This window comes from Bradyrhizobium jicamae (assembly GCF_018130695.1).
Classification (GTDB): domain Bacteria; phylum Pseudomonadota; class Alphaproteobacteria; order Rhizobiales; family Xanthobacteraceae; genus Bradyrhizobium; species Bradyrhizobium jicamae_B.
This window is the reverse complement of record NZ_JAFCJX010000011.1, coordinates 110,208-130,095: the sequence shown is the minus strand read 5'-3', so window position 1 is coordinate 130,095 and position 19,888 is coordinate 110,208. Positions and strand designations below refer to the sequence as shown.

Genomic DNA, 19,888 nt, shown 5'->3' with positions numbered 1-19,888 from the left:
CGCGAATGACGAAGCTGTTTGCGGTGCTGGCGCTGACGACGGCGACGGCTCTGGCCGGCTGCAACCAGAAGAAGGACCCCGGCTTCCAGGGCTGGGTCGAGGCCGACATGATCTTCGTCAGCCCCGACGAGTCCGGCCGGGTGACAAAACTCAACGTGCGCGAGGGCGACGAGGTCAAGACCGGCGACCAGCTCTATTCGGTCGACGACGACCTGCAGAAGGCCGACCTCAACCAGAACAGCGCGACGCTGGCCAACGCGCAGCAGACCTTTGACCGCGCCAACTCGCTGCGCGGCACCGGCGCGGGCACGCAGGCGAACCTCGATTCCGCGGTGTCGGCGCTGCGGGTGGCCGAGGCGCGCGTCGTCACCTCGCAGACCCGGCTGGCGCGCCGCAGTGGCTTCGCGCCGGTTGCCGGCACGATCCAGCAGATCTATTTCCGCGAGGGCGAGATGGTGCCGGAAAAGCGGCCGGTGCTGTCGATCATGCCGCCCGGCAACATGAAGCTGCGTTTCTTCGTGCCCGAGGCCGAGCTGCCGAAGCTTGCGATCGGCGACGAGGTGAAGGTCACCTGCGACAATTGCGCGGCCGATCTCACGGCGAAGATCTATTTCATCGCGACCACGGCGGAGTACACCCCGCCTGTCATCTACAGCCTCGATGAGCGCAACAAGCTCGTTTACCTGATCCAGGCGCGGCCGAGCCGGCCCGACGTCTTGCGCGTCGGCCAGCCGATCAGCGTCTATCTCAACGCCAAGACGCCCGTGGCGAACCGGCAATGACCGACGTGCACACCAACTCGCACACCAACTCTGCTGGCATCGCCATCGAGGTGAAAGGCCTGTCAAAGTCGTTCAGCGGCCGGCCGGTGGTGCGCGACCTCTCAATGCAGGTCAGGCGCGGCTCGATCTACGGCTTCCTCGGTCCCAACGGCAGCGGCAAGACCACCACCATCCGCATGCTCTGCGGCCTGCTGACACCCGACAGCGGCGAGGGCACTTGCCTCGGCTACGACATCCGGCGCGACGCCGACAAGATCAAGCGCAAGGTCGGCTACATGACGCAGCGCTTCAGCCTGTACCAGGATCTCTCGGTGCGGGAGAACCTTGAATTCGTCGCGCGGCTGTACGGCCTGCCGAATGCGGTCGCGGCCGCGCGCGAGATGATCGCGCGGATCGGGCTGAAGGGCCGCGAGGAGCAACTCGCCGGCAATCTCTCCGGCGGCTGGAAGCAACGGCTGGCGCTCGGCGCCTGCACGCTGCCCAATCCGCAATTGCTGCTACTGGACGAGCCGACTGCCGGCGTCGATCCCAAGGCGCGGCGCGATTTCTGGAACGAGATCCACGCGCTCGCCGCCGACGGGCTCACCGTGCTGGTCTCGACCCACTACATGGACGAGGCCGAGCGCTGTCACGAGATCGCCTACATCGCCTACGGCAATCTGCTGGCGCACGGCACGGTGGACGAGGTGATCGCGCATTCGGCGCTCTCGACCTACACGGTCACCGGAGATCTCAACGGGCTGTCGAACGAACTGACCAGCAAGCCCGGCATCGACATGGTGGCGCCGTTCGGCACCAGCCTCCACGTCTCCGGCCGCGACAAGGCGGCTCTGGAAGCGACCATCGCGCCCTATCGCAGCAATCCCAGATGGCATTTCGAGGAGAGTGAGCCCTCGCTCGAAGACGTGTTTATCGACCTGATGAATCGCTCCAAGGATAATTTCCAATGAGCGCAACCGACACCATCCCCAACAGCGAGGCGAGGGAGCCGAGATTCGGCTTCTGGCGGCGCTCTTACGCGATGCTGGTGAAGGAGTTCATCCAGCTCCGCCGCGACCGCGTCTCCTTTGCCATGATCATCATGCTGCCGGTCATGCAGCTCACCTTGTTCGGCTACGCCATCAACACCACGCCGCGCAATCTGCCGACGGCGGTGCTGATGCAGGAGGATTCCGATCTCGGCCGCTCGATCCTGAAGGCGATGGAGAACACCGCCTATTTCCGCTTCACGCGCGAGGTGCACACGGTCGAGGAGTTCGACAACCTGCTGCAATCCGGCAAGGTGCTGTTCGGCGTCGAGATCCCCCGCGGCTTCGAGCGCGCGGTCCGGCGCGGCGACAAGCCGGCGCTGCTGGTCGCGGCCGACGCCACCGATCCGGTGGCCGCGGGATCTGCGCTCAGCGCGCTCGGTCCGCTGGTGCAGACCGCACTCGACCACGATCTGCATACCGGCGATCCGCCGTCGATGCCGTTCGAGATCAGGACGCATGCCCGCTACAATCCGGCGGCGGAATCGCGGCTCAACATCGTGCCCGGCCTGGTCGGCACCATCCTGACCATGACCATGCTGATCTTCACCGCGCTGTCGGTGACACGCGAGATCGAGCGCGGCACGATGGAGAGCCTGCTGTCGATGCCGATCAAGCCGGTAGAGGTCATGTTCGGCAAGATCATCCCCTATGTCCTGGTCGGCTTCATCCAGGCGACGCTGATCATCGGCATCGGCGTGCTGCTGTTCGGCGTGCCCATCCTCGGCAGCCTGACGCTGCTCGCGCTCCTGACCACGCTGTTCATCACCACCAATCTGTCGATCGGCTACACCTTCTCGACCATCGTGCAGAACCAGCTGCAGGCGATGCAGCTCTCGATGATGTTCTTCCTGCCGAGCATCCTGCTCTCCGGCTTCATGTTCCCGTTCATGGGCATGCCGGTCTGGGCGCAATATATCGGCGAGGGCCTGCCGCTGACCCACTACGTTCGAATCGTCCGCGCCATCATGCTGAAGGGCGCGGTGGTGCAGAACCTGCAATATGACACATTGGCGCTGATCGCCCTGATGCTGTTCGCCATGACCATCGCCGTGACGCGCTTCCGCCGGACACTCGATTGAGGCAATATGATCGCAGTGGCTGGGGCAGGAGCGATGGCTGGAATCGTGGACAGGGAAAAGACGGCGCAGGACGCAACGGTCACGGCCGACTTCCAGCATGTGCTGATGCAGGAAGTGATGAGCACGGAGCTGCTGCGGATCAAGGTGCTGATCGGCACCGCCGCTGTGCTCGGGGTCATGGTCTGGATCATCTACTTCATCGATCCCGAGGCCATGATGCGCGTGTGGCACGGCAACCTCAAGCCGTCCTATCTCTACTCGGTCATCGTGCCGTTCATCCTGTTCGAATGGTGGGTGCATGGCGCGATCACCCGGCACATGCGGCAGGGGCGCGATCTGCCGGTGGTCCGGCGCTACATCGGCGCGCTGATCGAGACCTCGATGCCGACGGTGGCGCTGGCGATCCATATCGACAACATGGGTTCGGTCGCTGCGCTCGGCTTCGTGGCGCCGCTTATCTATTTCATCTTCATCATCACCTCGACGCTGCGGCTGGATTTCTGGCTCTCGACCTTCACCGGCTTTGTCGCGGCCGCCGAGCTGTTCTGGATGGCGATGTATTATCATCGCTCGGGCAGCGTCGATCCCGAGCCGGTGCTGTTCTATCACGCTGCGCGCAGTGTCATCATCCTGGTCTGCGGCATGTTGGCGGGCGCAGTCGGCATGCAGCTGCGCCGCCAGTTCGGCGCCAGCATCATGGCGGCGACCGCGCGCGACCGCATCACCAATCTGTTCGGCCAGCACGTCTCGCCGCAGGTGGTCGAGCGCTTGATGACCGAAGGCGCGTCGACCCACAGCGACATCCGCCACGTCGCCGTGATGTTCGTCGATTTCCGCAGCTTCACCGCGACCGCCCGCACCCGCTCGCCGCAGGAGGTGGTGGATCGACTCGACGGCGCCTTCGCCGTGCTGGTCGACATCCTCGATCGCCACGGCGGCATCGTGAACAAATTTCTCGGCGACGGCTTCCTCGCGCTGTTCGGAGCGCCCTTTGAATCCAAGGACTCTGCGCAGCACGCAGTCGCCGCCGCACGCGAGATGCTGGAGGCCAATGAGCGCGCCAACAAGGCGACGAGCTGGCCTTTGCGCATCGGCATCGGCATCCACATCGGCGAGGTCGTCGCCGGCAATATCGGCTCGCCCCGGCGCAAGGAATACACCGTGATCGGCGACACCGTGAATTTCGCCTCGCGGCTCGAGGCGCTGAACAAGGATTTCAATTCGCAGCTGCTGATTTCGTCAGCGGTGCGCGAGGCGCTCGGCGACGGCTGCGGCGAAGCGGTCTCGCACGGCGAGGTCGCGGTCCGCGGCTACGACCGTCCGATGACGGTGTGGGAGCTGGGATAGAGGTTTGATTGTACTGAGTGCTCCGAAGAGGGAGATTGCACCGAGTGTTCTGAAGAGCGTCACCGCGAGCATGTTAAAGTGATCGCACTTCGCTCGATCAAGCACGAGGACAACAGCAATGCAGCGCCGCTACATCACCGTCGACGTTTTCACCGACCGCGCCTTCGGCGGCAATCCGCTCGCCGTCGTGCTCGATGCACGCGGACTGACGACGGCGCAGATGCAGTCGATCGCGACCGAGTTCAACTACTCCGAGACCACCTTCGTGCTGCCGCCGCGGGATGCCGCGAACGATGCGGAGGTCCGCATCTTCACGCCGGTCCGCGAGCTTCCGTTCGCCGGGCATCCCAATGTCGGCACCGCCTTCGTGCTGGCGACGCTCGCGAAGCAGCCAAAGCCGCAGCTGCGCTTCGAGGAGAAGGCCGGGCTGGTGCCGGTCGACATCGTCAGGGATGGAGGCAGGGTCGTGGCCACCGAGCTGACCGCGCCGCAGCCGCTGTCGCGCCTGGCGCAGTTGTCCGCCGCCGAGGTTGCAGCCCTGATCTCCCTGAGCCCGGAGGAGATCAAGACGGATCGTCAGGCGCCGCAAGTCGTCGGCGTCGGCACGCCGTTCCTGGTGTTCGAGGTCGTCTCGCGCGATGCGGTGCGCCGCGCCAAGCCCGACGCTGCCGCCTTCAGCCGATTCTTCCCGAAGGACGGCGCCTTCTCCGCCTATTTCTACACGCGCGACGTTCCTGCAGCGGAGAAGCCCTGCGATCTGCAGGCGCGGATGTTTTTTCCGGGATCGAGCGGCCTGATCGAGGACCCCGCCACCGGCAGCGCCACGGTCGCGGCGGCCGCGCTGCTGGCCGAGCTCGACCCGCAGCGCGATGGCGAACTGAAGCTGACGATCGGCCAGGGCTTTGACATGGGCCGTCCGAGCCTGCTGCTGACGCGCGTGTGCAAGCAGAATGGCGCGAATGTATCGGCGCATGTCGGCGGGGCCTGCGTGCAGATGATGGAGGGAACGTTCAAGCTGGAGGGGGAGGGTTAGACCTGCGGCGCGGCCAGATTCTTCACCTTCACGCCGTCGCGGTCCTGGATGATCTCCGCGATCCATTGCCGGTGACAATTGGTGTGGTCGCGCTCGTAGCAGAGGATGCAGACCGGGCCGGATTTCTTCACCAGCGCGGAGAGCTCGTCGAGCTCCTCTCTGGCCTGAACCGTCTTCAGGTGCGCCGAATAGATCCTGTGCAGCACGTCGTACTTGCCGCTCCGCGCGGCCTCGCGGCCGGTCTTGGGCGTGCCGAGGCCGCGCAGATGCAGATAGGCGATGCCGCGCTCGTCGAGCCCTGCGGCAAGCTGGCTCTTGGAGAAGCCGGGACGGCGCGAGGAGGCGATGGCGCGGACGTCGACCAGGAGCTTGACGCCGGCGTCCTCGAGCTCGTCGAGCACGGCCTTCGACGGCGTCTGCTCATAGCCGATGGTGAAAAGTGTCTTGGTTCTGGCCATGCTGACATTCCGGAACTGGACTCCGGTCGAGCCTATGTCAGCCGGCAACGCATTTCCACAACCGCCGAGGTTATGCGGGCGATCCGGCCCGGCATGTGGTTGCCGACCCCTTCGGCATGGCGCATGGTCGGCTCATCCGGAAGGCCGCCGTCGCTTGGGGGGACGCAATGACAGGGCATTTGCTGGCAAGGATGGCAGTTGCGTTCGCGGCTTTCGGCGTCGGCATCACGCTGGCGCTCGCGCAACCGGCCTATCCGGAGCGTCCGGTGAAGATCATCGTTCCGATTGCGCCCGGCGGAAGCTACGATCTGGTCGGACGGCAATTGGCGGAGGTGCTGTCGAAGCGCAGCGGCCAGAGCTTTTTTGTCGAGAACAAACCCGGCGCCGGCACCGTGGTGGGGACTCAGGCCGCAGCCCAGAGCGAGGCGGACGGCTATACGCTGCTGATCGGCGGGCTCTCCAACATGGCGTTCAATTCGGCGCTGTATTCGAAGCTCGCCTACGATCCGCTGAAGGATTTCGTTCCGGTCGCCGTCGTCTACAAGTTCGGCTATGTGATGGTCGCGCGCAAGGACCTGCCGCACGCCAGGCTGCAGGACATCGTCGCCGCTGCGAAGGCAAATCCCGGCTCCATCAGCGTTGCGACCGCCGGTGTTGGGACCGGTCAGCATCTGGTTGCGGCGGCCTTCATGAAGGCCGCCGGCGTGAAGCTGCAGGAGGTCCCTTACAAGGGCTCGCCGCCGGCATTCACCGATCTGCTCGCCGGCCGCATCGACCTGTTTTTCGACTCCGTTGCCGCCGGGCTGCCCTATGTGCAGTCGGGGCAGGCGAGGGGCATCGCCGTGCTGTCGTCGCAGCGAAGTCCGCTCGCCCCCGACGTGCCGACCATGTCGGAGGCCGGCGTCTCCGGCCTCGACGTCGATTCCTGGCTCGGGATTTTCGCGCCCGCCCGGACCCCGCCGGAGGTGATCGCGAAGCTGCGCCGGGACATCCGTGCCGCGTTGCCCGATCTGAAACCGCGGTTCGAGAAAAGCGGCGGGGATGTGTGGGACGTCCCTGACGAGAAGCTCGCTTCGTTCGTCGCGTCCGAGCACCAGAGCTGGACAAGGTTGATCCGTGAAGCGGGGATCAAACTGGATTGACGTGCGGCGCGATCCAACTCATCGATCAGGGCGACGGACGCGGTTCCGACCGTGCTCCGCCGTCACTTCACCCGTTCGATCAATTCCATCGCGCCGGCCGGCGCGCGGATCTTGCCCTCGTGGATGACATAGGCGAACACGTCGCGCGGCGCCTTTTTCGGCTTGATCTTGTCAACGCGCGGCAGGTCATCGGGTTCGCTTCCGCCGGCCCAGTCCTGCAGCCGCTTGGCCCAGGCGTCGAGCTGTTTTGGCGGATAGCAGGTCTTCAGCTCGTCATTGCCCTTCTGCAGCCGCGCATAGACGAAGTCGCTCGCGACATCGGCGATGGCCGGATATTTGCCGTGCTCGGCGAACACCACGGGCGTCTCGAACTCGCGGATCAGCGCGATGAATTCCGGCACGCAGAAGCTGTCATGGCGGACCTCGACGACGTGGCGTAGCGCGCGGCCGTCGAGTGTCTTCGGCAGCAGCTCCAGAAACTTGCCGAAATCGGCGCCGTCGAACTTCTTGGTCGGCATGAACTGCCAGAGCACCGGGCCGAGCCGATCCTTCAACTCCAGCACGCCGGAATCGTAGAACCGCTTCACGGAGTCGCCGGCCTCGGCGAGCACCTTGCGGTTGGTGGCGAAGCGCGGACCCTTCAGCGAGAAGATGAATCCGTCGGGGACTTCACTGGCCCATTTGCGAAAGCTCTCCGGCTTCTGCGAGCCGTAATAGGTGCCGTTGATCTCGATCGAGGTCAGCTTGGACGCGGCGTAGGCGAGCTCCTTCGATTGCGCGAGCTTGTCCGGATAGAACACGCCGCGCCACGGCTCGAAGGTCCAGCCGCCGATGCCGATATAGATGTTGCCTGCGTTGGTCTTGGGGGCTTTGGCCACGAACGAACTCATCGTGAGGAGGGGAACAACTGCAAGGAGAGTAGTCAAAATAATCGTGATTGGCCAGTTCGGCAGATTGGCGCCGATGCGCTTGGTTGCGTGCATCACGCCGCGCTAGGATGTTCAAAAAGGGAGAACAACCATGCGCATGCTGCTCGCTTCCGTCCTGGCCCTCGCATCCTCGGCCGCGATCGCCGACGAGGTTGGGGACGCGCACAAGCTCGCGATCAGCGGCCGCGATGCCTACTGGAATTGCCTTGCCCGCGAATATCCGCGCGATACCAACAAGGCGATGTCGGACCAGGAATTCACCACGCTGATCGCGACCGTCTGTCCCTCCGAGCGGCAGAATTTCCGGGTATCGCTGATCGATTTCCTGTCGCTGCAAAATCCCAAAGACGATGCCGACAAGCACCTGACCACCGCCAACCGCGCCATCGAGCTTGCGCAAAAGGACATCGTGACCGCCTTCGTCCGGCGCCGGGCGAGGTAACGGGCGGAACCGCTGTTGCAGCCGGCCGATTCTTGATATCAATCCCGCCTCGGAGGCGAGGGGACGACCGGCATGAATTCTCAATCCGTCGCGGGCTTGTTGGGCGCGATCGTCGCGGCGATCGTGCTGGCGGCAGCGTTCATCTATGGGCCGTCGCCGAGCCAGATCGGCAAGCCCGCCCAGCCGGCCGCAGCGCAGCCGGCACCGGCTGCCCAGCCCGCGCCCGCCCCAACGCCACGGGGACCGGTGATTCGGGAAGTCCCGAACAATTAGGCCGACCGGCTCTTGCGGAAGGCGTTGCGCGTTCCTATTTAGCTACCAACGGCGACGTTGCAGCTTCAGAGGCTCCGGCGCTGGGACGACCACGATACAGTTGGCTGCGCCGGATGTACGCGCGCCCAGTGTTCGTGGTCGTTGGCATTTCCGGGCCCCTTTATCCGGTTTCCCCCTGTTTCCGGCCTGCGAATCGGAACCTGCCGCCTTGGCAGCGCGGGAGGCTGCGGCTATACGCTGGCCCTCATGAACGACACCATCAAACCGGGCCCCGAAACCCCGTCGCAGGCCACAGGTTTGCCGCAGCTTTCGGTGGTCGTCCCGACCTTCAACGAGCGCGATAACGTCACGGTGCTGTATCGCCGGCTCGACGCGACGCTGAAGGACATCCCCTGGGAGGTCATCTTCGTCGACGACAATTCGCCCGACGGCACCTGGGACGTCGTGCGCGGCCTGGCGCGGCAGGACAAGCGGGTGCGCTGCATCCGCCGCGTCGGCCGGCGCGGCCTGTCGGGCGCCTGCATCGAGGGCATCCTCGCCTCCAGCGCGCCCTATGCCGCGGTGATCGACGCCGACCTGCAGCACGACGAGACGCAGCTGCCGAAGATGGTCTCGCTGCTGCAGAGCGGCGAGGCCGAGCTCGTGGTCGGCAGCCGTTACATCGAGGGCTACAAGGCCGAGGGCTTCAACAAGCAGCGCGCCGGCGGCAGTGCGTTTGCCACCGAGATCGCGCGGCGTGCGCTCAAGGTCGAGATCGCCGATCCCATGAGCGGTTTCTTCATGCTGCGCCGCGACCGCTTCGAGCAGCTCGCCCCGCAGCTCTCGACCCAGGGCTTCAAGATCCTGCTCGACGTCGTCGCGACGGCGCAGGGCAAGCTGCGCGCGGTGGAAATTCCCTACACTTTCGGCGCGCGTCAGCATGGCGAGAGCAAGCTCGACTCGATGGTCGTGCTGGACTTCCTCGGCCTGGTGCTGGCGAAGCTGACCAATGACCTGATCACGCTGCGCTTCATCCTGTTCGCGGCGGTCGGCGGGCTTGGCCTGCTGGTGCATCTCGCCGTGCTCTTCATCTCGCTGGAAATCTTCCACGCGCCGTTCCCGGAGGCGCAGGCCGCGGGCGCGATCGTTGCGATGACCAGCAATTTCATCCTCAACAACTTCCTGACCTACCGCGACCAGCGGCTAAAGGGTTTTGCGATCCTGCGCGGCTTGCTGTTGTTCTATCTGGTCTGCAGTGTCGGCCTGCTCGCCAATGTCGGCGTCGCCTTCTCGGTGTACGACCAGGAGCCGATCTGGTGGCTGGCGGGCGCGGCCGGTGCGCTGATGGGCGTGGTCTGGAATTACGCGATGTCCGGACTGTTCGTCTGGCGCAGGCGATGACGCGCGCATGAATCCGGGCGAGGCGCGGCTGGTCCTCAACACCGTCGCGACGGTGTGCGTGCTGGTCGCAGTTCGGCTTGCGGCGGCGGCCTGGACGCCGCTGACCTTCGACGAAGCCTATTACTGGATGTGGTCGAAGGCGCTCGCCGGCGGCTATTACGACCACCCGCCGATGGTCGCCCTCGTGATCCGCGCGGGCACGCTGATCGCCGGCGACACCGCGCTCGGTGTGCGGCTGGTCTCGATCCTGCTGGCGCTGCCGATGAGCTGGGCGATCTATCACTCCGCCGCGATCCTGTTCGGCGGCCGTCGCGTGGCGGCGAGCGCGACCATCCTGCTCAACGTCACGCTGATGGCCGCCGTCGGCACGATGATCGTGACGCCCGATGCGCCGCTGCTGGTCGCTTCGAGCTTCCTGCTGTTCTCGCTCGCGAAAGTGCTGGAGAGCGGCAACGGCGCCTGGTGGCTCGCGGTCGGCGCCAGCGCCGGTGCTGCGCTGCTGTCGAAATACACCGCGCTGTTCTTCGGGCCTGCGATCCTGATCTGGCTCGCGGTGGTGCCAAAGCTGCGGCGCTGGTTGCTGTCGCCCTGGCTCTATCTCGGCGGGCTGGTCGCGCTCGGCCTGTTCGCACCGGTCATCCTCTGGAACGCGGATCACCACTGGGTGTCCTTCATCAAGCAGATGGGCCGCGCGCGGATCGAGGATTTCCGTCCCGCCTTTATCGCCGAGCTGATCCCGACGCAGATCGCCTTTGCGACGCCGCTGGTGTTCATCCTTGGTGCGATGGGCCTCTCCGCGCTGTACCGGGGCCGGGTCGGCGCGTTGGGCGCGCGAGTGCTGATCAATGCGATGGTCTGGACCATCGTTGCCTATTTCGTCTGGCACTCCCTGCATGCGCGGGTCGAGGCCAACTGGTTCGCACCGGTCTATCCGGGCTTTGCGGTCGCGGCTGCAGTGGCCGCGGTGCTGGTGCAATGGGGACCACGCGCGCAACGCCTGATCGATTTCTGCCGGCGTTGGGCGATGCCGGGCGGCGTCATGCTGTTTGCGCTGCTGATCGTGCAGGCCAACACCGGCGCGCTGTCGGGCTATCGGCGCGATGCCACCGTGCGCAGCGTCGGCGTCGGCTGGCGCGAACTGGCCGGCGAGATCGAGGCGGTGAGGGCGCGGATCGGCGCGACCTGCGTGCTGGCGCCGGATTATGGCACCACGAGCTGGCTCGCCTTCTATCTGCCGAAGGGCACCTGCGTCGCGCAGCCGAGCCAGCGCATTCGCTGGATCAACATGGCGGAGCCGACTGCCGCGCAGCTCGCCGGCAAGCTGCTCTACGTGCACGAGCTCGACCAGGGTATGCCGCCGGCCCTGCGCGATACGTTCGGTCGTATTGAGAAGGTTGCGGAGGCCAAGCGGATGCGCGGGCCGCTCGTCATCGAAACCTACGCACTCGACCTGCTTGAAGGCCCGAAGGGCGAGATTTTCGACCGCTCGCCGCCGCCGGAACTACAGCCGTAAAAAGTTGCGGGGTGTGTCGGATCGCCCAATGCCGGAACGTCTTGTAGTCTCACGTCCTAGCACGGGAGGTCACCATGAATGGTTCCAGCCTGAAACCCGCTACCGAACTCGCCAAGACCAACGCGAGGCGCGTTCCCAACGAAAGCGATGACTATCGCCGCGCCCGCCAGGCCCTGCTCGCCGAAGAGATCGAGCTTCGCCGCCACATCGAGCGCGTCGCCGAGATGCGCCGTGCGTTGCCGCCGGGCGGCGAGGTGACTCGTGCTTACGAATTCATCGGTGAGGCCGGCGAGGCAACGCTGGCCGATCTCTTCGCCGGCAAGACGACGCTCGTGATCTACAGCTACATGTTCGGACCGCAGCGCGAGAAGGCGTGCCCAATGTGCACCTCCTTCATGAGCACCTGGGCGGCGAAGCTGCCCGACATCGAGCAGCGCATGTCGTTCGTGTTCGTGGCGCGCTCGCCGATCGCCCGACTGATCGAGGCGAAGACCGCGCGTGGCTGGACGCGGCACCGGATCTATTCCGACCAGTCCGGCGATTACACGCGCGACTATGTCAGCAAGGACGACGCCGATATGCCCGGCTACAACGTGTTCACCCGTCGTGATGGGACCATCCGCCACTTCTGGGCCGGCGAGATGGGAGCGGGTACTGTCGACCCCGGCCAGGACCCGCGCGGCGCGCCTGACCTGGATCCGCTCTGGACGATTCTGGACACGACGCCGGAGGGACGCGGCAAGGACTGGTATCCGAAGCTTAGCTACTGATCGCTCACTCAAGTCGGCGGTCGAACGGTGCGACCGCCGCACCCGTTGCGGGCATTGCACTTTACAAAACCGGGAATTGCTGTATTTCAACCCGCACTTCTGCCGATCCACGAGAAGATTGATGCTGCGTCTCCAATCCGATCACGCGCGCTATGCCGTCCTGCCGGTCGTCCGGCGGGAACGGAATGTCGCGCGCGCAGCATCGGCGATTGCGTCGATACTCCCGCGCCCATCGTCGCGGTAAACGGCAGCGGGGTGTCCCTCTGCCGCGCAGGCAGAGAGAGACGCCGTCACGTGTCTTTAAGGGGCACGCCAAATCTCCAGAAGGTCTCCCTGTCTGCAACACCAAACCGGCCTCCGTCGCGTCTGACGGAGGTCATCGCCGGCCGCTTGAATTGGCGGCCGGAGCCGAGTGTACTGCAGTGAAGGAGGATCCCATGCGATCCGATCCCTATCAGACCCGCGCGAGGGAGCTCGCGATCGAAGCCGGCCTCGATCCGGACGCCAGGATCGACCGCCCCGGACAGCGGCCGATGCCGACCTGGTGCCTGTTCCGCGATGCCGCGCGCAAGGAAAAGCTTGCGCGCGACATGGAGGCCGTGGCCGCCGACGTCGCGATCAAGCCGCAGGGTGCCGCGTATCAGAACAGCCCGCTGAAGATCTTCGGCAAGCACGAGGACGCGACCGTCGCGCAGATGCGCAACTGCATGTCGGTCGGCAATGTCGTGGCCGGCGTGATCTGCGCCGACGGCCATCTCGGCTATGCCCAGCCGGTCGGCGGGGTGATCGCCTATGAGAAGCAGATCAGCATCTCCGGCGTCGGCTTCGACATCGGCTGCGGCAACATGGCCGTGCGTCTCGATACGCCGTTCAGCCAGATCGAGGGCAAGGTCGGCACCATCATCAGGGATGTGCACCAGGCGATCTCGTTCGGTATCGGTCGCACCAATGAGGAGCGCGTCGAGCATGATCTGTTCGACGATGCCGACGCCTGGCGCGAGTCCGACATGGAGGCGTATCGGAACAAGGCGACCGCGCAACTCGGCACGGTTGGCTCCGGCAACCACTATGTCGACCTGATGCGCGACGAGGCCGGCCTGGTCTGGATCGGCGTGCACTTCGGCAGCCGTGGTCTCGGCCACACCAGCGCGACGCGCTATCTGAAGGCAGCAGGCGGCAAGGATGGCATGAACGTGCCGCCGGCCGTGATCGACGAGGACAGCGAGATCGGGCGGCGCTACATCGCGGCGATGCAACTCGCCGGGCGCTACTCCTATGCCGGCCGCGAGTGGGTGGTCGAGCGCGTGCGCAAGATCATCGGCGGCGCGGTCACCGACATGGTCCACAACCACCACAATTATGCGTGGCGGGAGAACCATGGCGGCAAGGACCTCTGGGTGGTGCGCAAGGGCGCGACGCCGGCCTTTCCGGGCCAGCGCGGCTTCATTGGCGGTTCGATGGGCGACGATGCCGTGATCGTGGAGGGGATCGACAGCGAGGCCGCCAAGGCGTCGCTGTACTCGACCGTGCACGGTGCCGGCCGCCTGTTCGGCCGCAAGGAGGCCAAGCGTCGCTTCACGCGCGCCGAGATGGACGCCTGGCTCGCCTCGCGCGGCGTCACCTTGATCGGCGCCGATCTCGACGAAAGCCCGATGGCGTATCGCAGGCTGCCCGAGGTGATCGCCGAGCATGCCGGCACGATCAAGGTGCAGCACACCTTGCGTCCGTTCGCGGTCGTGATGGCCGGTGGGAACGAGTTCGATCCCTTCAAGGACTGAATGCGGCGAACAGCCCGGTGCGGAACGTTGATCGACGCTCCGCGCCGTGAAGCGTTCGCCGCCCACGGTCCCCGTAATCCTGCTGGAGAGAGATTTTGCGGAACTCCCGTGCGATTGCGGGGTGATCGGAAACGAATTTCTCCGCGCTGCCGGGAGGCGCGTCAATGTCCCATGATGGGACAGAAATTCCGCATTTCCGCGCGGAACTCATCTTAAAAAAGCCCCATGCCACAGGCACTTCCCGCGGTGCAGGGATCGCAAGCAATTAAGCCGCATTTAACTAAAACCCGCCTTAATGGCCGTCCGCACCCCTGCGAGATGCGGCGCCGAGATGATGTGTTTTCGGCGCGAGATCGAGCGAGGGACATGGTGGAACTGTTTCGAGCGGGCGTATGAGTACGAGTGCGAGTGCGTTGGTTCTTGGGGCACCAGTCCGCAAGACGTCTTCCCGGAAAATCCTTCCTCAGCATTTCCTCGGCAGTGCCGCGATCGCGGGGCTCGTGCTGGGTTGCGCGTGGACGGTCTATGCGAACATCTTCGCTGCAAGCGTCTATCCGTCGGTGAACAGCGCCGCCTATGAGGCGCCAGTGGCCAGGCGACCGGTCGCGGTCGCCGCACGGCTGGCGCCGCCCGCATTCAACGAGGTGTTCGCCTCGCTGCCGGCGCAGCCGCAGCAGGCGGCGAAACCGGAAGCGCCGCAGCCTGAGCTGATGTTCAACGATCGGTTTGCGGCGTCGGCCCCGCAGGGCGAGCCGTCGCGCGTCGTCGCCGATGCCGCGCCCGCGCAAATCATCAAGCCCGTGGATACGCCGAAGGTCGCAGAAGCTGTCAAGCCCGTTGTGGTCTCGCGTGTCGCCGAGGCCTCGAAGACCAGCGTTGCGCCGAAATCGGTCGACGCCGCGAAGAAGGAAGCGGCCGCCAATCTGCAGGTCGCGCTCAACACGCCGGCGGCCGCGGTTGACACCAGGCCCGCCGAAGCCAAACCGGCCGACAAGGCGCCTGACGCCAAGTCGGCGACGAAGTCCGGCGTCACGGTTCGCGACATGGCCGCGCGCGCCAAGGCCGCGGTGATGTCGATCGCTTCGAACGAGAAGCAGACCATGGTCGAGAAGCTGTGGGGCAAGCGCGAGGGGGCGGGGTCGCTGCTGTCGTTCGCCTCGGCCGACGCCAGCGTCACCGGCAGTATCCCCTCGACGCTCGATCAGGATCCGATGCTCGGCGGCTCGCCACCCTATGACCGCCAGACCGCGGTCTACGACATCTCCGCCAAGACGGTGTATCTGCCCGACGGCACCAGGCTCGAAGCGCATTCCGGCCTCGGCTCCCGGCTCGACGATCCGCGCTCCTCGCATCTGAAGATGGTCGGCGTCACGCCGCCGCACATCTACGAGCTGAAGCCGCGCGAGGCGCTGTTCCACGGCGTGCCGGCGCTGCGGCTGACGCCGGTCGGCGGCGAGGGCAAGATCTTCAATCGCAACGGGCTGCTCGCACACACCTTCATGCTCGGCCCGAACGGCGATTCCAACGGTTGCGTCTCGTTCAAGGACTATTACGCATTCCTCGACGCCTATCGCAACAAGGGCATCCGCCGCCTCGCCGTGCTCGCAAGGGTTCAGTAGGCGAAGGGTCTCACTACCGTCGTCCTGACAACCCAACGGCGTCATCACCCGCGCACGCGGCTGATCCAGTATTCCAGAGACGCCAGCGATAGAGCCGGGGAGCCGCGGCGTACCGGGTCGCCCCGGTCAAGGGCGATGACATCCTTCAGACGTGGCCTGGATGCGGGCTCGCATGCTCTCGCCGATCATCGCTGCCGGATTGCGCGGGGCGGTATCTCGGCTATTCTGAACCCCAGGGTTGCAGGGATACGGGCATGACATGACGCTGATACAGCAAGCGGGAGCGCAGCAAGCGGGCCGGAGGAGGCCCTGGGGCAAGATCGTGCTGATCGTACTTGCCGGTCTCATCCTGTCTCCGCTGCCGTTTCGCACCTTCCTGTTTCATCCGTTCAACATGCCGTCGGGTTCGATGACGCCGACCTTGCAGGTTGGCGACATGTTTTTCGTCGCGAAGTACAGCTATGGCTACAGCCACTATTCCCTGCCGTTTTCGCCCAATCTGTTCTCGGGACGCATCTTTGGATCGGCACCGGAACGCGGCGACGTGGTGGTCTTTCGCTCGCCCAAGGACGATCGTATCGACTTCGTCAAACGCGTGGTTGGCTTGCCCGGCGACCTCGTCCAGGTCAAGCAGGGACAGCTCTACATCAACGGAACGGCCGTGGCGCGCGAGCGCGGGCAGGATTTCGTCGGCAACGATCCCTGCGGATCGGGCCCGGCAACCGCCACACGGCGTTGGCGCGAAACTCTGCCGAACGGCGTGAGCTATGAGACGCTCGACTGCGTCGCGAACGGCTTCTACGACAACACAAACGTCTACACGGTGCCGCCGGGCCATTTCTTCGTGCTGGGCGACAACAGGGACAATTCGGTCGATAGCCGCGTGTTGTCGCAGATGGGCTACATCCCGCTCGAGAATGTCATCGGGCGTGTCGGGCTGATCTTTTTCTCGAAATCGCCGTCAGGGGTGACCCGATCCGAGCGCATCGGAACGGTGGTTCGTTGAGCGGCGGGGAAGGCGATCTGGCAGGATCGCCGACGGTTGTTGTAGTCTGGCCATCCAGGCCTTGAGTCCCTGGCCCGACAACCAAACCGGTGCCAAGCGAATGTGTCCCGCAATGCTCGTCGAAACGCCGCCGCCGATCGCAACCGAAACCTTCGTCGATGCCGATGCGGCGGTCGACCGGCTCGAGGCGATCTATGAGCGCAATACGCAGTTCCTGCGCGATCGGTTCGAAGCCTATGTGACCAGCGGGATTTCGACGGCGCGCGTGCGCGCGCATTATCCGTTCGTGCGGATCACGACCTCGTCGCATGCGCGGCTGGATTCCCGCCTTGCTTACGGCTTCGTCGCGGGACCCGGCGTGCATGAGACCAGCATCACGCGGCCGGATATTTTCCGCACCTATCTCACCGAGCAGATCGGGCTCCTGATCAAGAACCACGGCGTGCCCGTCGAGATCGGCGAGTCCCTCGAGCCGATCCCGATCCATTTCGCCTATCGGCGCGACATGAACATCGAGGCGGCGCTGACGATCGCCGACTCATCGGCCTTCACGCGCTCGATGCGCGACGTGTTCGATACGCCCGACCTGTCGGCGATGGACGATGCGATCGCGGACGGCACGTTCGAGCTGAAGCCGGGCGCACCCGAGCCGCTGTCGCTGTTCCGCGCCGCACGGGTCGATTACTCCCTGCGCCGACTCTATCACTACACCGGCACCGATCCCGAGCACTTCCAGAACTTCGTGATCTTCACCAACTACCAGTTCTATGTCGACGCCTTCGTGCAATCGTGCCAGCAGCGCCTCGCGGCGGGCGAGCCGGGGCTCGAGGCCTTCGTCGCGCCTGGCAATGTGGTCACACACAACGCGCAAGCAGGCGGCGGCAGCACGGGGGTCGCGCCGGAGCGTGCGCCGCAGATGCCGGCGTTTCATCTGGTCGAGCCCGGCTATCGCGGCATCACCCTGATCAATATCGGGATTGGGCCGTCGAATGCGCGCAACATCACCGATCACGTCGCGGTGCTGCGGCCGCATGCCTGGCTGATGATCGGCCATTGCGCCGGCCTGCGCAACACGCAGCGGCTCGGCGATTACGTGCTCGCCCATGGTTACGCCCGCGAGGACCATGTGCTCGACCACGAGCTGCCGCTCTGGGTCCCGATCCCGGCGCTGGCTGAAATGCAGGTTGCGCTGGAGGAGGCGGTCGGCGACGTCACCGGGCTCTCCGGCTTCGAGCTCAAGCGGCTGATGCGCACCGGAACGGTGGCGAGCGTCGACAATCGCAATTGGGAGATCAGCGGTCCCTCGGTGATCAGGCGGCTGTCGCAATCGCGCGCGATCGCGCTCGACATGGAGTCGGCCGCGATCGCCGCCAACGGCTATCGCTTCCGCGTGCCTTACGGCACCTTGCTCTGCGTCTCCGACAAGCCGTTGCACGGCGAGATCAAGCTCGCCGGCATGGCCAGCGAGTTCTATCGGCGCCGTGTCGGGCAACATCTGGAGATCGGCCTGAAGGCGCTCGAACGGTTGAAGCAGCAGGAATCCGAGCGGCTGCATTCGCGCAAGTTGCGCAGTTTTGCCGAAGTTGCGTTTCAGTAGCTCCGGTCGTCACGCTGTCGCGCTTTGCCGATTTTGCGTTGGGAAACTGGAACTTGGGGCCGCGTTACTACGGCCCCACCATGCGCATTTTGCTGTTGCGTCCGGCGGCGCATTTGCATCTAACTTTAGAGAGTACTGCCGCAGAATGCGTTTGGAAGTCTGATTTTTTGAACGTGTCGGAGTGTGTTGGTTGCGTGTGTTTGACGATGAGTCCCCGCCAGTGAGTGCTTTCGGCGGAACCGGTAATCGCTTACTTGCGACATTGCCGGCAGCGGATCTCGAACTGTTGCGGCCGGAGTTGGAGACGATCGCTCTGGAGCAGGATGTGGTCCTGGCGCGCGCCGGCGACGAGATCGACTATGTTTACTTCCCGCATAGCGGTGCGATCCTGCTGATGATCGACATGGCGGATGGCCACACGGTTGCGACCGGCGTGGTCGGGCGCGAAGGGGCGTTCGGCGGTCTCGCGGTGCTCGGGTCGTCACCGTTGGGCGTGACCGCAGTCGTCCGGGCTGCGGGCACCGCCTCGCGGATCTCGGCGGCGCGCTTTCAGGCCGCTTTCGACCGCAGTCCGACGATCCGTCAGGCGGTTCTGAAGTACATCAGGATGTTGCTGATCCAGCTGGAACTCGGCTCCGCCTGCAATGCACTGCACCCGGTCGAGACGCGCATGGCGCGTTGGCTGCTCCAGCTGCGCGACCGCGTCGACGGCGACGTGCTGCCGCTGACCCAGCACGCGTTGTCGCAAATCCTCGGGGTGCGGCGCACGACGGTGACGCTCTTGATGCGCAATCTGCGCACGCGCGGCGCGATCAGATCCGAGCAACGCGGCCGGATCGAGATCGACCGGGCGCGGCTTTCGGCGGCGGCGTGCGAATGCCACCGCGTCATGCGTTTCGAGGCCGAGGAGGTCCTGGCGAGCCGCAAGGCCCGATTTCACCCGGCGCCCATAACCAAACGTACATGTCGAGCATGATGCGGTAAGGGCTTGAGGGCGCGATCGAAACCGACGCTGCAACCGCGCCTCGGCGCGATCAGTGGCTCCGGCGCCGATCGGGCTTGCCGGCCTGCATCTCGAGCTTGGCAATCTCGCGCAGCACCTTCGCGGTCTCGCGCAATTCATTGCGTTGCGGGCCTGGCTTCAGCCGACGTGCTTCGTCGAGAAAATCCTTGGCCTGCAGCAGCCAGGTGGATGTTTCAGTGGTGATTTCCATGCGCGCCATGGCGTCCCCTCCATCGCGATCATCAAAGGGCCTTTCCGTCGACGTTCAGGCCGGCGCGGCGGCGCCGCGACGCCGCACGCGGATGCTCGGCTCGTGGACCCAGGCATCCCGCGCGAACCAGGAGTGGTCGGTGTGGCAGAGCGGGCAACTAGTGCGCGAGAAAAACACCGCGCTACGCCTGAAGCTCTCGCGATCCGTCAGGATTCCGGTGGGAATCGCGTCTCCGGTCCGCGGACATTTGACCATGAGCATACCCATGTGAGCCTCCCTCGATACTTGCTTTTGATTGTTTGTTTTCTTTGGAAAAAAAAGCGCCGACCGGTTGGAGTACGCCTGGTGTTGGTGCGGCTATCTTGGGGGGCATCGCGCGCACCTGCGGCGTTTGACAAGCATCGGGCAGTGGGGGCTGCATGCTCGTCATGGGCGTATCCAACCGGCCGGATCCCTCCTCGAACGTTTCCTCGACGTGAATTGACTGCCTGCTTT

The 19,888-nt window shown here is 65.0% G+C and carries 20 protein-coding genes; 16 read left to right on the top strand and 4 right to left on the bottom strand.

Features of this window, described 5'->3' with window-relative positions:
• The first annotated feature begins 5 nt into the window (after positions 1-5).
• From JQ604_RS17820 to JQ604_RS17800, 5 genes are all read left to right on the top strand, one after another.
• A complete protein-coding gene (locus JQ604_RS17820) occupies positions 6-782 on the top strand; it encodes an HlyD family secretion protein (protein WP_433996258.1) in 777 nt (258 codons plus the stop codon).
• Positions 779-1,732 (top strand): ABC transporter ATP-binding protein, encoded by a 954-nt coding sequence (locus JQ604_RS17815; protein ID WP_212358915.1) that lies wholly within the window; start codon positions 779-781, stop codon positions 1,730-1,732. Before JQ604_RS17820 ends, JQ604_RS17815 begins: the two co-directional genes overlap by 4 nt.
• Positions 1,729-2,892 (top strand): ABC transporter permease, encoded by a 1,164-nt coding sequence (locus JQ604_RS17810; RefSeq protein WP_212358913.1) that lies wholly within the window; start codon positions 1,729-1,731, stop codon positions 2,890-2,892. The genes JQ604_RS17815 and JQ604_RS17810 overlap by 4 nt, the downstream gene beginning before the upstream one ends.
• Positions 2,893-2,925: 33 nt before the next feature.
• Positions 2,926-4,239: an adenylate/guanylate cyclase domain-containing protein gene (locus tag JQ604_RS17805; RefSeq protein ID WP_212358911.1), complete on the top strand. Its 1,314-nt coding sequence runs from the start codon at positions 2,926-2,928 to the stop codon at positions 4,237-4,239.
• Positions 4,240-4,357: 118 nt separating this feature from the next.
• Positions 4,358-5,272: a PhzF family phenazine biosynthesis protein gene (locus tag JQ604_RS17800; RefSeq protein WP_212358909.1), complete on the top strand. Its 915-nt coding sequence runs from the start codon at positions 4,358-4,360 to the stop codon at positions 5,270-5,272.
• Here the strand turns inward: JQ604_RS17800 and JQ604_RS17795 are convergent.
• A complete protein-coding gene (locus JQ604_RS17795; RefSeq protein ID WP_212358907.1) occupies positions 5,269-5,730 on the bottom strand; it encodes a DUF488 domain-containing protein in 462 nt (153 codons plus the stop codon). The two genes, JQ604_RS17800 and JQ604_RS17795, sit on opposite strands and share 4 nt — an antisense overlap.
• Positions 5,731-5,921: 191 nt before the next feature.
• On the opposite strand from JQ604_RS17795, the gene JQ604_RS17790 reads away from it, so the two are divergent.
• The gene (locus JQ604_RS17790) at positions 5,922-6,872 is read left to right on the top strand and encodes a Bug family tripartite tricarboxylate transporter substrate binding protein (RefSeq protein ID WP_212358900.1); all 951 of its coding nucleotides are present in this window, start codon (positions 5,922-5,924) and stop codon (positions 6,870-6,872) included.
• A gap of 62 nt (positions 6,873-6,934) precedes the next feature.
• Here the strand turns inward: JQ604_RS17790 and JQ604_RS17785 are convergent, their stop codons facing one another.
• Positions 6,935-7,762: a DUF72 domain-containing protein gene (locus tag JQ604_RS17785; RefSeq protein WP_212359257.1), complete on the bottom strand. Its 828-nt coding sequence runs from the start codon at positions 7,760-7,762 to the stop codon at positions 6,935-6,937.
• A gap of 130 nt (positions 7,763-7,892) precedes the next feature.
• On the opposite strand from JQ604_RS17785, the gene JQ604_RS17780 reads away from it, so the two are divergent.
• From JQ604_RS17780 to JQ604_RS17735, 10 genes are all read left to right on the top strand, one after another.
• Complete coding sequence (locus JQ604_RS17780; protein ID WP_212358898.1) at positions 7,893-8,243, top strand: hypothetical protein; 351 nt, start codon at positions 7,893-7,895, stop codon at positions 8,241-8,243.
• Positions 8,244-8,315: 72 nt separating this feature from the next.
• Positions 8,316-8,516, top strand: coding sequence for a hypothetical protein (locus JQ604_RS17775; RefSeq protein ID WP_212358895.1), 201 nt, complete (start codon positions 8,316-8,318; stop codon positions 8,514-8,516).
• Positions 8,517-8,762: 246 nt separating this feature from the next.
• Positions 8,763-9,896 (top strand): glycosyltransferase family 2 protein, encoded by a 1,134-nt coding sequence (locus tag JQ604_RS17770; protein ID WP_212358894.1) that lies wholly within the window; start codon positions 8,763-8,765, stop codon positions 9,894-9,896.
• A 7-nt stretch (positions 9,897-9,903) separates the two neighbouring features.
• A complete protein-coding gene (locus JQ604_RS17765; protein WP_212358892.1) occupies positions 9,904-11,409 on the top strand; it encodes a glycosyltransferase family 39 protein in 1,506 nt (501 codons plus the stop codon).
• A gap of 74 nt (positions 11,410-11,483) precedes the next feature.
• Positions 11,484-12,179 (top strand): DUF899 family protein, encoded by a 696-nt coding sequence (locus JQ604_RS17760; RefSeq protein ID WP_212358891.1) that lies wholly within the window; start codon positions 11,484-11,486, stop codon positions 12,177-12,179.
• 437 nt (positions 12,180-12,616) lie between these two features.
• Positions 12,617-13,957, top strand: coding sequence for an RtcB family protein (locus JQ604_RS17755; RefSeq protein ID WP_212358889.1), 1,341 nt, complete (start codon positions 12,617-12,619; stop codon positions 13,955-13,957).
• Between the two features lie 455 nt (positions 13,958-14,412).
• Complete coding sequence (locus JQ604_RS17750; RefSeq protein WP_212359255.1) at positions 14,413-15,576, top strand: tlde1 domain-containing protein; 1,164 nt, start codon at positions 14,413-14,415, stop codon at positions 15,574-15,576.
• A gap of 259 nt (positions 15,577-15,835) precedes the next feature.
• Entirely contained in the window at positions 15,836-16,582 is a 747-nt protein-coding gene (gene lepB / locus JQ604_RS17745; RefSeq protein ID WP_212358887.1) for a signal peptidase I, read from the top strand.
• 112 nt (positions 16,583-16,694) lie between these two features.
• Entirely contained in the window at positions 16,695-18,179 is a 1,485-nt protein-coding gene (locus tag JQ604_RS17740) for an AMP nucleosidase (protein ID WP_212358885.1), read from the top strand.
• 220 nt (positions 18,180-18,399) lie between these two features.
• Positions 18,400-19,155 (top strand): Crp/Fnr family transcriptional regulator, encoded by a 756-nt coding sequence (locus JQ604_RS17735; RefSeq protein WP_212358883.1) that lies wholly within the window; start codon positions 18,400-18,402, stop codon positions 19,153-19,155.
• Positions 19,156-19,213: 58 nt separating this feature from the next.
• Here JQ604_RS17735 and JQ604_RS17730 read toward each other — a convergent pair whose 3' ends face one another.
• Complete coding sequence (locus JQ604_RS17730; protein ID WP_212358881.1) at positions 19,214-19,402, bottom strand: hypothetical protein; 189 nt, start codon at positions 19,400-19,402, stop codon at positions 19,214-19,216.
• Between the two features lie 45 nt (positions 19,403-19,447).
• On the bottom strand, positions 19,448-19,660 hold the full coding sequence (locus JQ604_RS17725) for a hypothetical protein (RefSeq protein ID WP_212358879.1): 213 nt from the start codon (positions 19,658-19,660) through the stop codon (positions 19,448-19,450).
• Between the last annotated feature and the right edge of the window lie 228 nt (positions 19,661-19,888).

Bases quoted from the DNA above. Each gene is read 5' to 3' on its own strand.
- JQ604_RS17780 (WP_212358898.1), top strand. From the start codon at position 7,893: ATGCGCATGCTGCTCGCTTCCGTCCTGGCCCTCGCATCCTCGGCCGCG.
- JQ604_RS17785 (WP_212359257.1), bottom strand. From the start codon at position 7,762: ATGAGTTCGTTCGTGGCCAAAGCCCCCAAGACCAACGCAGGCAACATC.
- JQ604_RS17800 (WP_212358909.1), top strand. From the start codon at position 4,358: ATGCAGCGCCGCTACATCACCGTCGACGTTTTCACCGACCGCGCCTTC.
- JQ604_RS17755 (WP_212358889.1), top strand. From the start codon at position 12,617: ATGCGATCCGATCCCTATCAGACCCGCGCGAGGGAGCTCGCGATCGAA.
- JQ604_RS17770 (WP_212358894.1), top strand. From the start codon at position 8,763: ATGAACGACACCATCAAACCGGGCCCCGAAACCCCGTCGCAGGCCACA.
- JQ604_RS17765 (WP_212358892.1), top strand. From the start codon at position 9,904: ATGAATCCGGGCGAGGCGCGGCTGGTCCTCAACACCGTCGCGACGGTG.
- JQ604_RS17805 (WP_212358911.1), top strand. From the start codon at position 2,926: ATGGCTGGAATCGTGGACAGGGAAAAGACGGCGCAGGACGCAACGGTC.
- JQ604_RS17810 (WP_212358913.1), top strand. From the start codon at position 1,729: ATGAGCGCAACCGACACCATCCCCAACAGCGAGGCGAGGGAGCCGAGA.
- lepB (WP_212358887.1), top strand. From the start codon at position 15,836: ATGACGCTGATACAGCAAGCGGGAGCGCAGCAAGCGGGCCGGAGGAGG.
- JQ604_RS17820 (WP_433996258.1), top strand. From the start codon at position 6: ATGACGAAGCTGTTTGCGGTGCTGGCGCTGACGACGGCGACGGCTCTG.
- JQ604_RS17760 (WP_212358891.1), top strand. From the start codon at position 11,484: ATGAATGGTTCCAGCCTGAAACCCGCTACCGAACTCGCCAAGACCAAC.
- JQ604_RS17725 (WP_212358879.1), bottom strand. From the start codon at position 19,660: ATGGGTATGCTCATGGTCAAATGTCCGCGGACCGGAGACGCGATTCCC.
- JQ604_RS17815 (WP_212358915.1), top strand. From the start codon at position 779: ATGACCGACGTGCACACCAACTCGCACACCAACTCTGCTGGCATCGCC.
- JQ604_RS17775 (WP_212358895.1), top strand. From the start codon at position 8,316: ATGAATTCTCAATCCGTCGCGGGCTTGTTGGGCGCGATCGTCGCGGCG.
- JQ604_RS17730 (WP_212358881.1), bottom strand. From the start codon at position 19,402: ATGGCGCGCATGGAAATCACCACTGAAACATCCACCTGGCTGCTGCAG.
- JQ604_RS17790 (WP_212358900.1), top strand. From the start codon at position 5,922: ATGGCAGTTGCGTTCGCGGCTTTCGGCGTCGGCATCACGCTGGCGCTC.
- JQ604_RS17795 (WP_212358907.1), bottom strand. From the start codon at position 5,730: ATGGCCAGAACCAAGACACTTTTCACCATCGGCTATGAGCAGACGCCG.
- JQ604_RS17740 (WP_212358885.1), top strand. From the start codon at position 16,695: ATGCTCGTCGAAACGCCGCCGCCGATCGCAACCGAAACCTTCGTCGAT.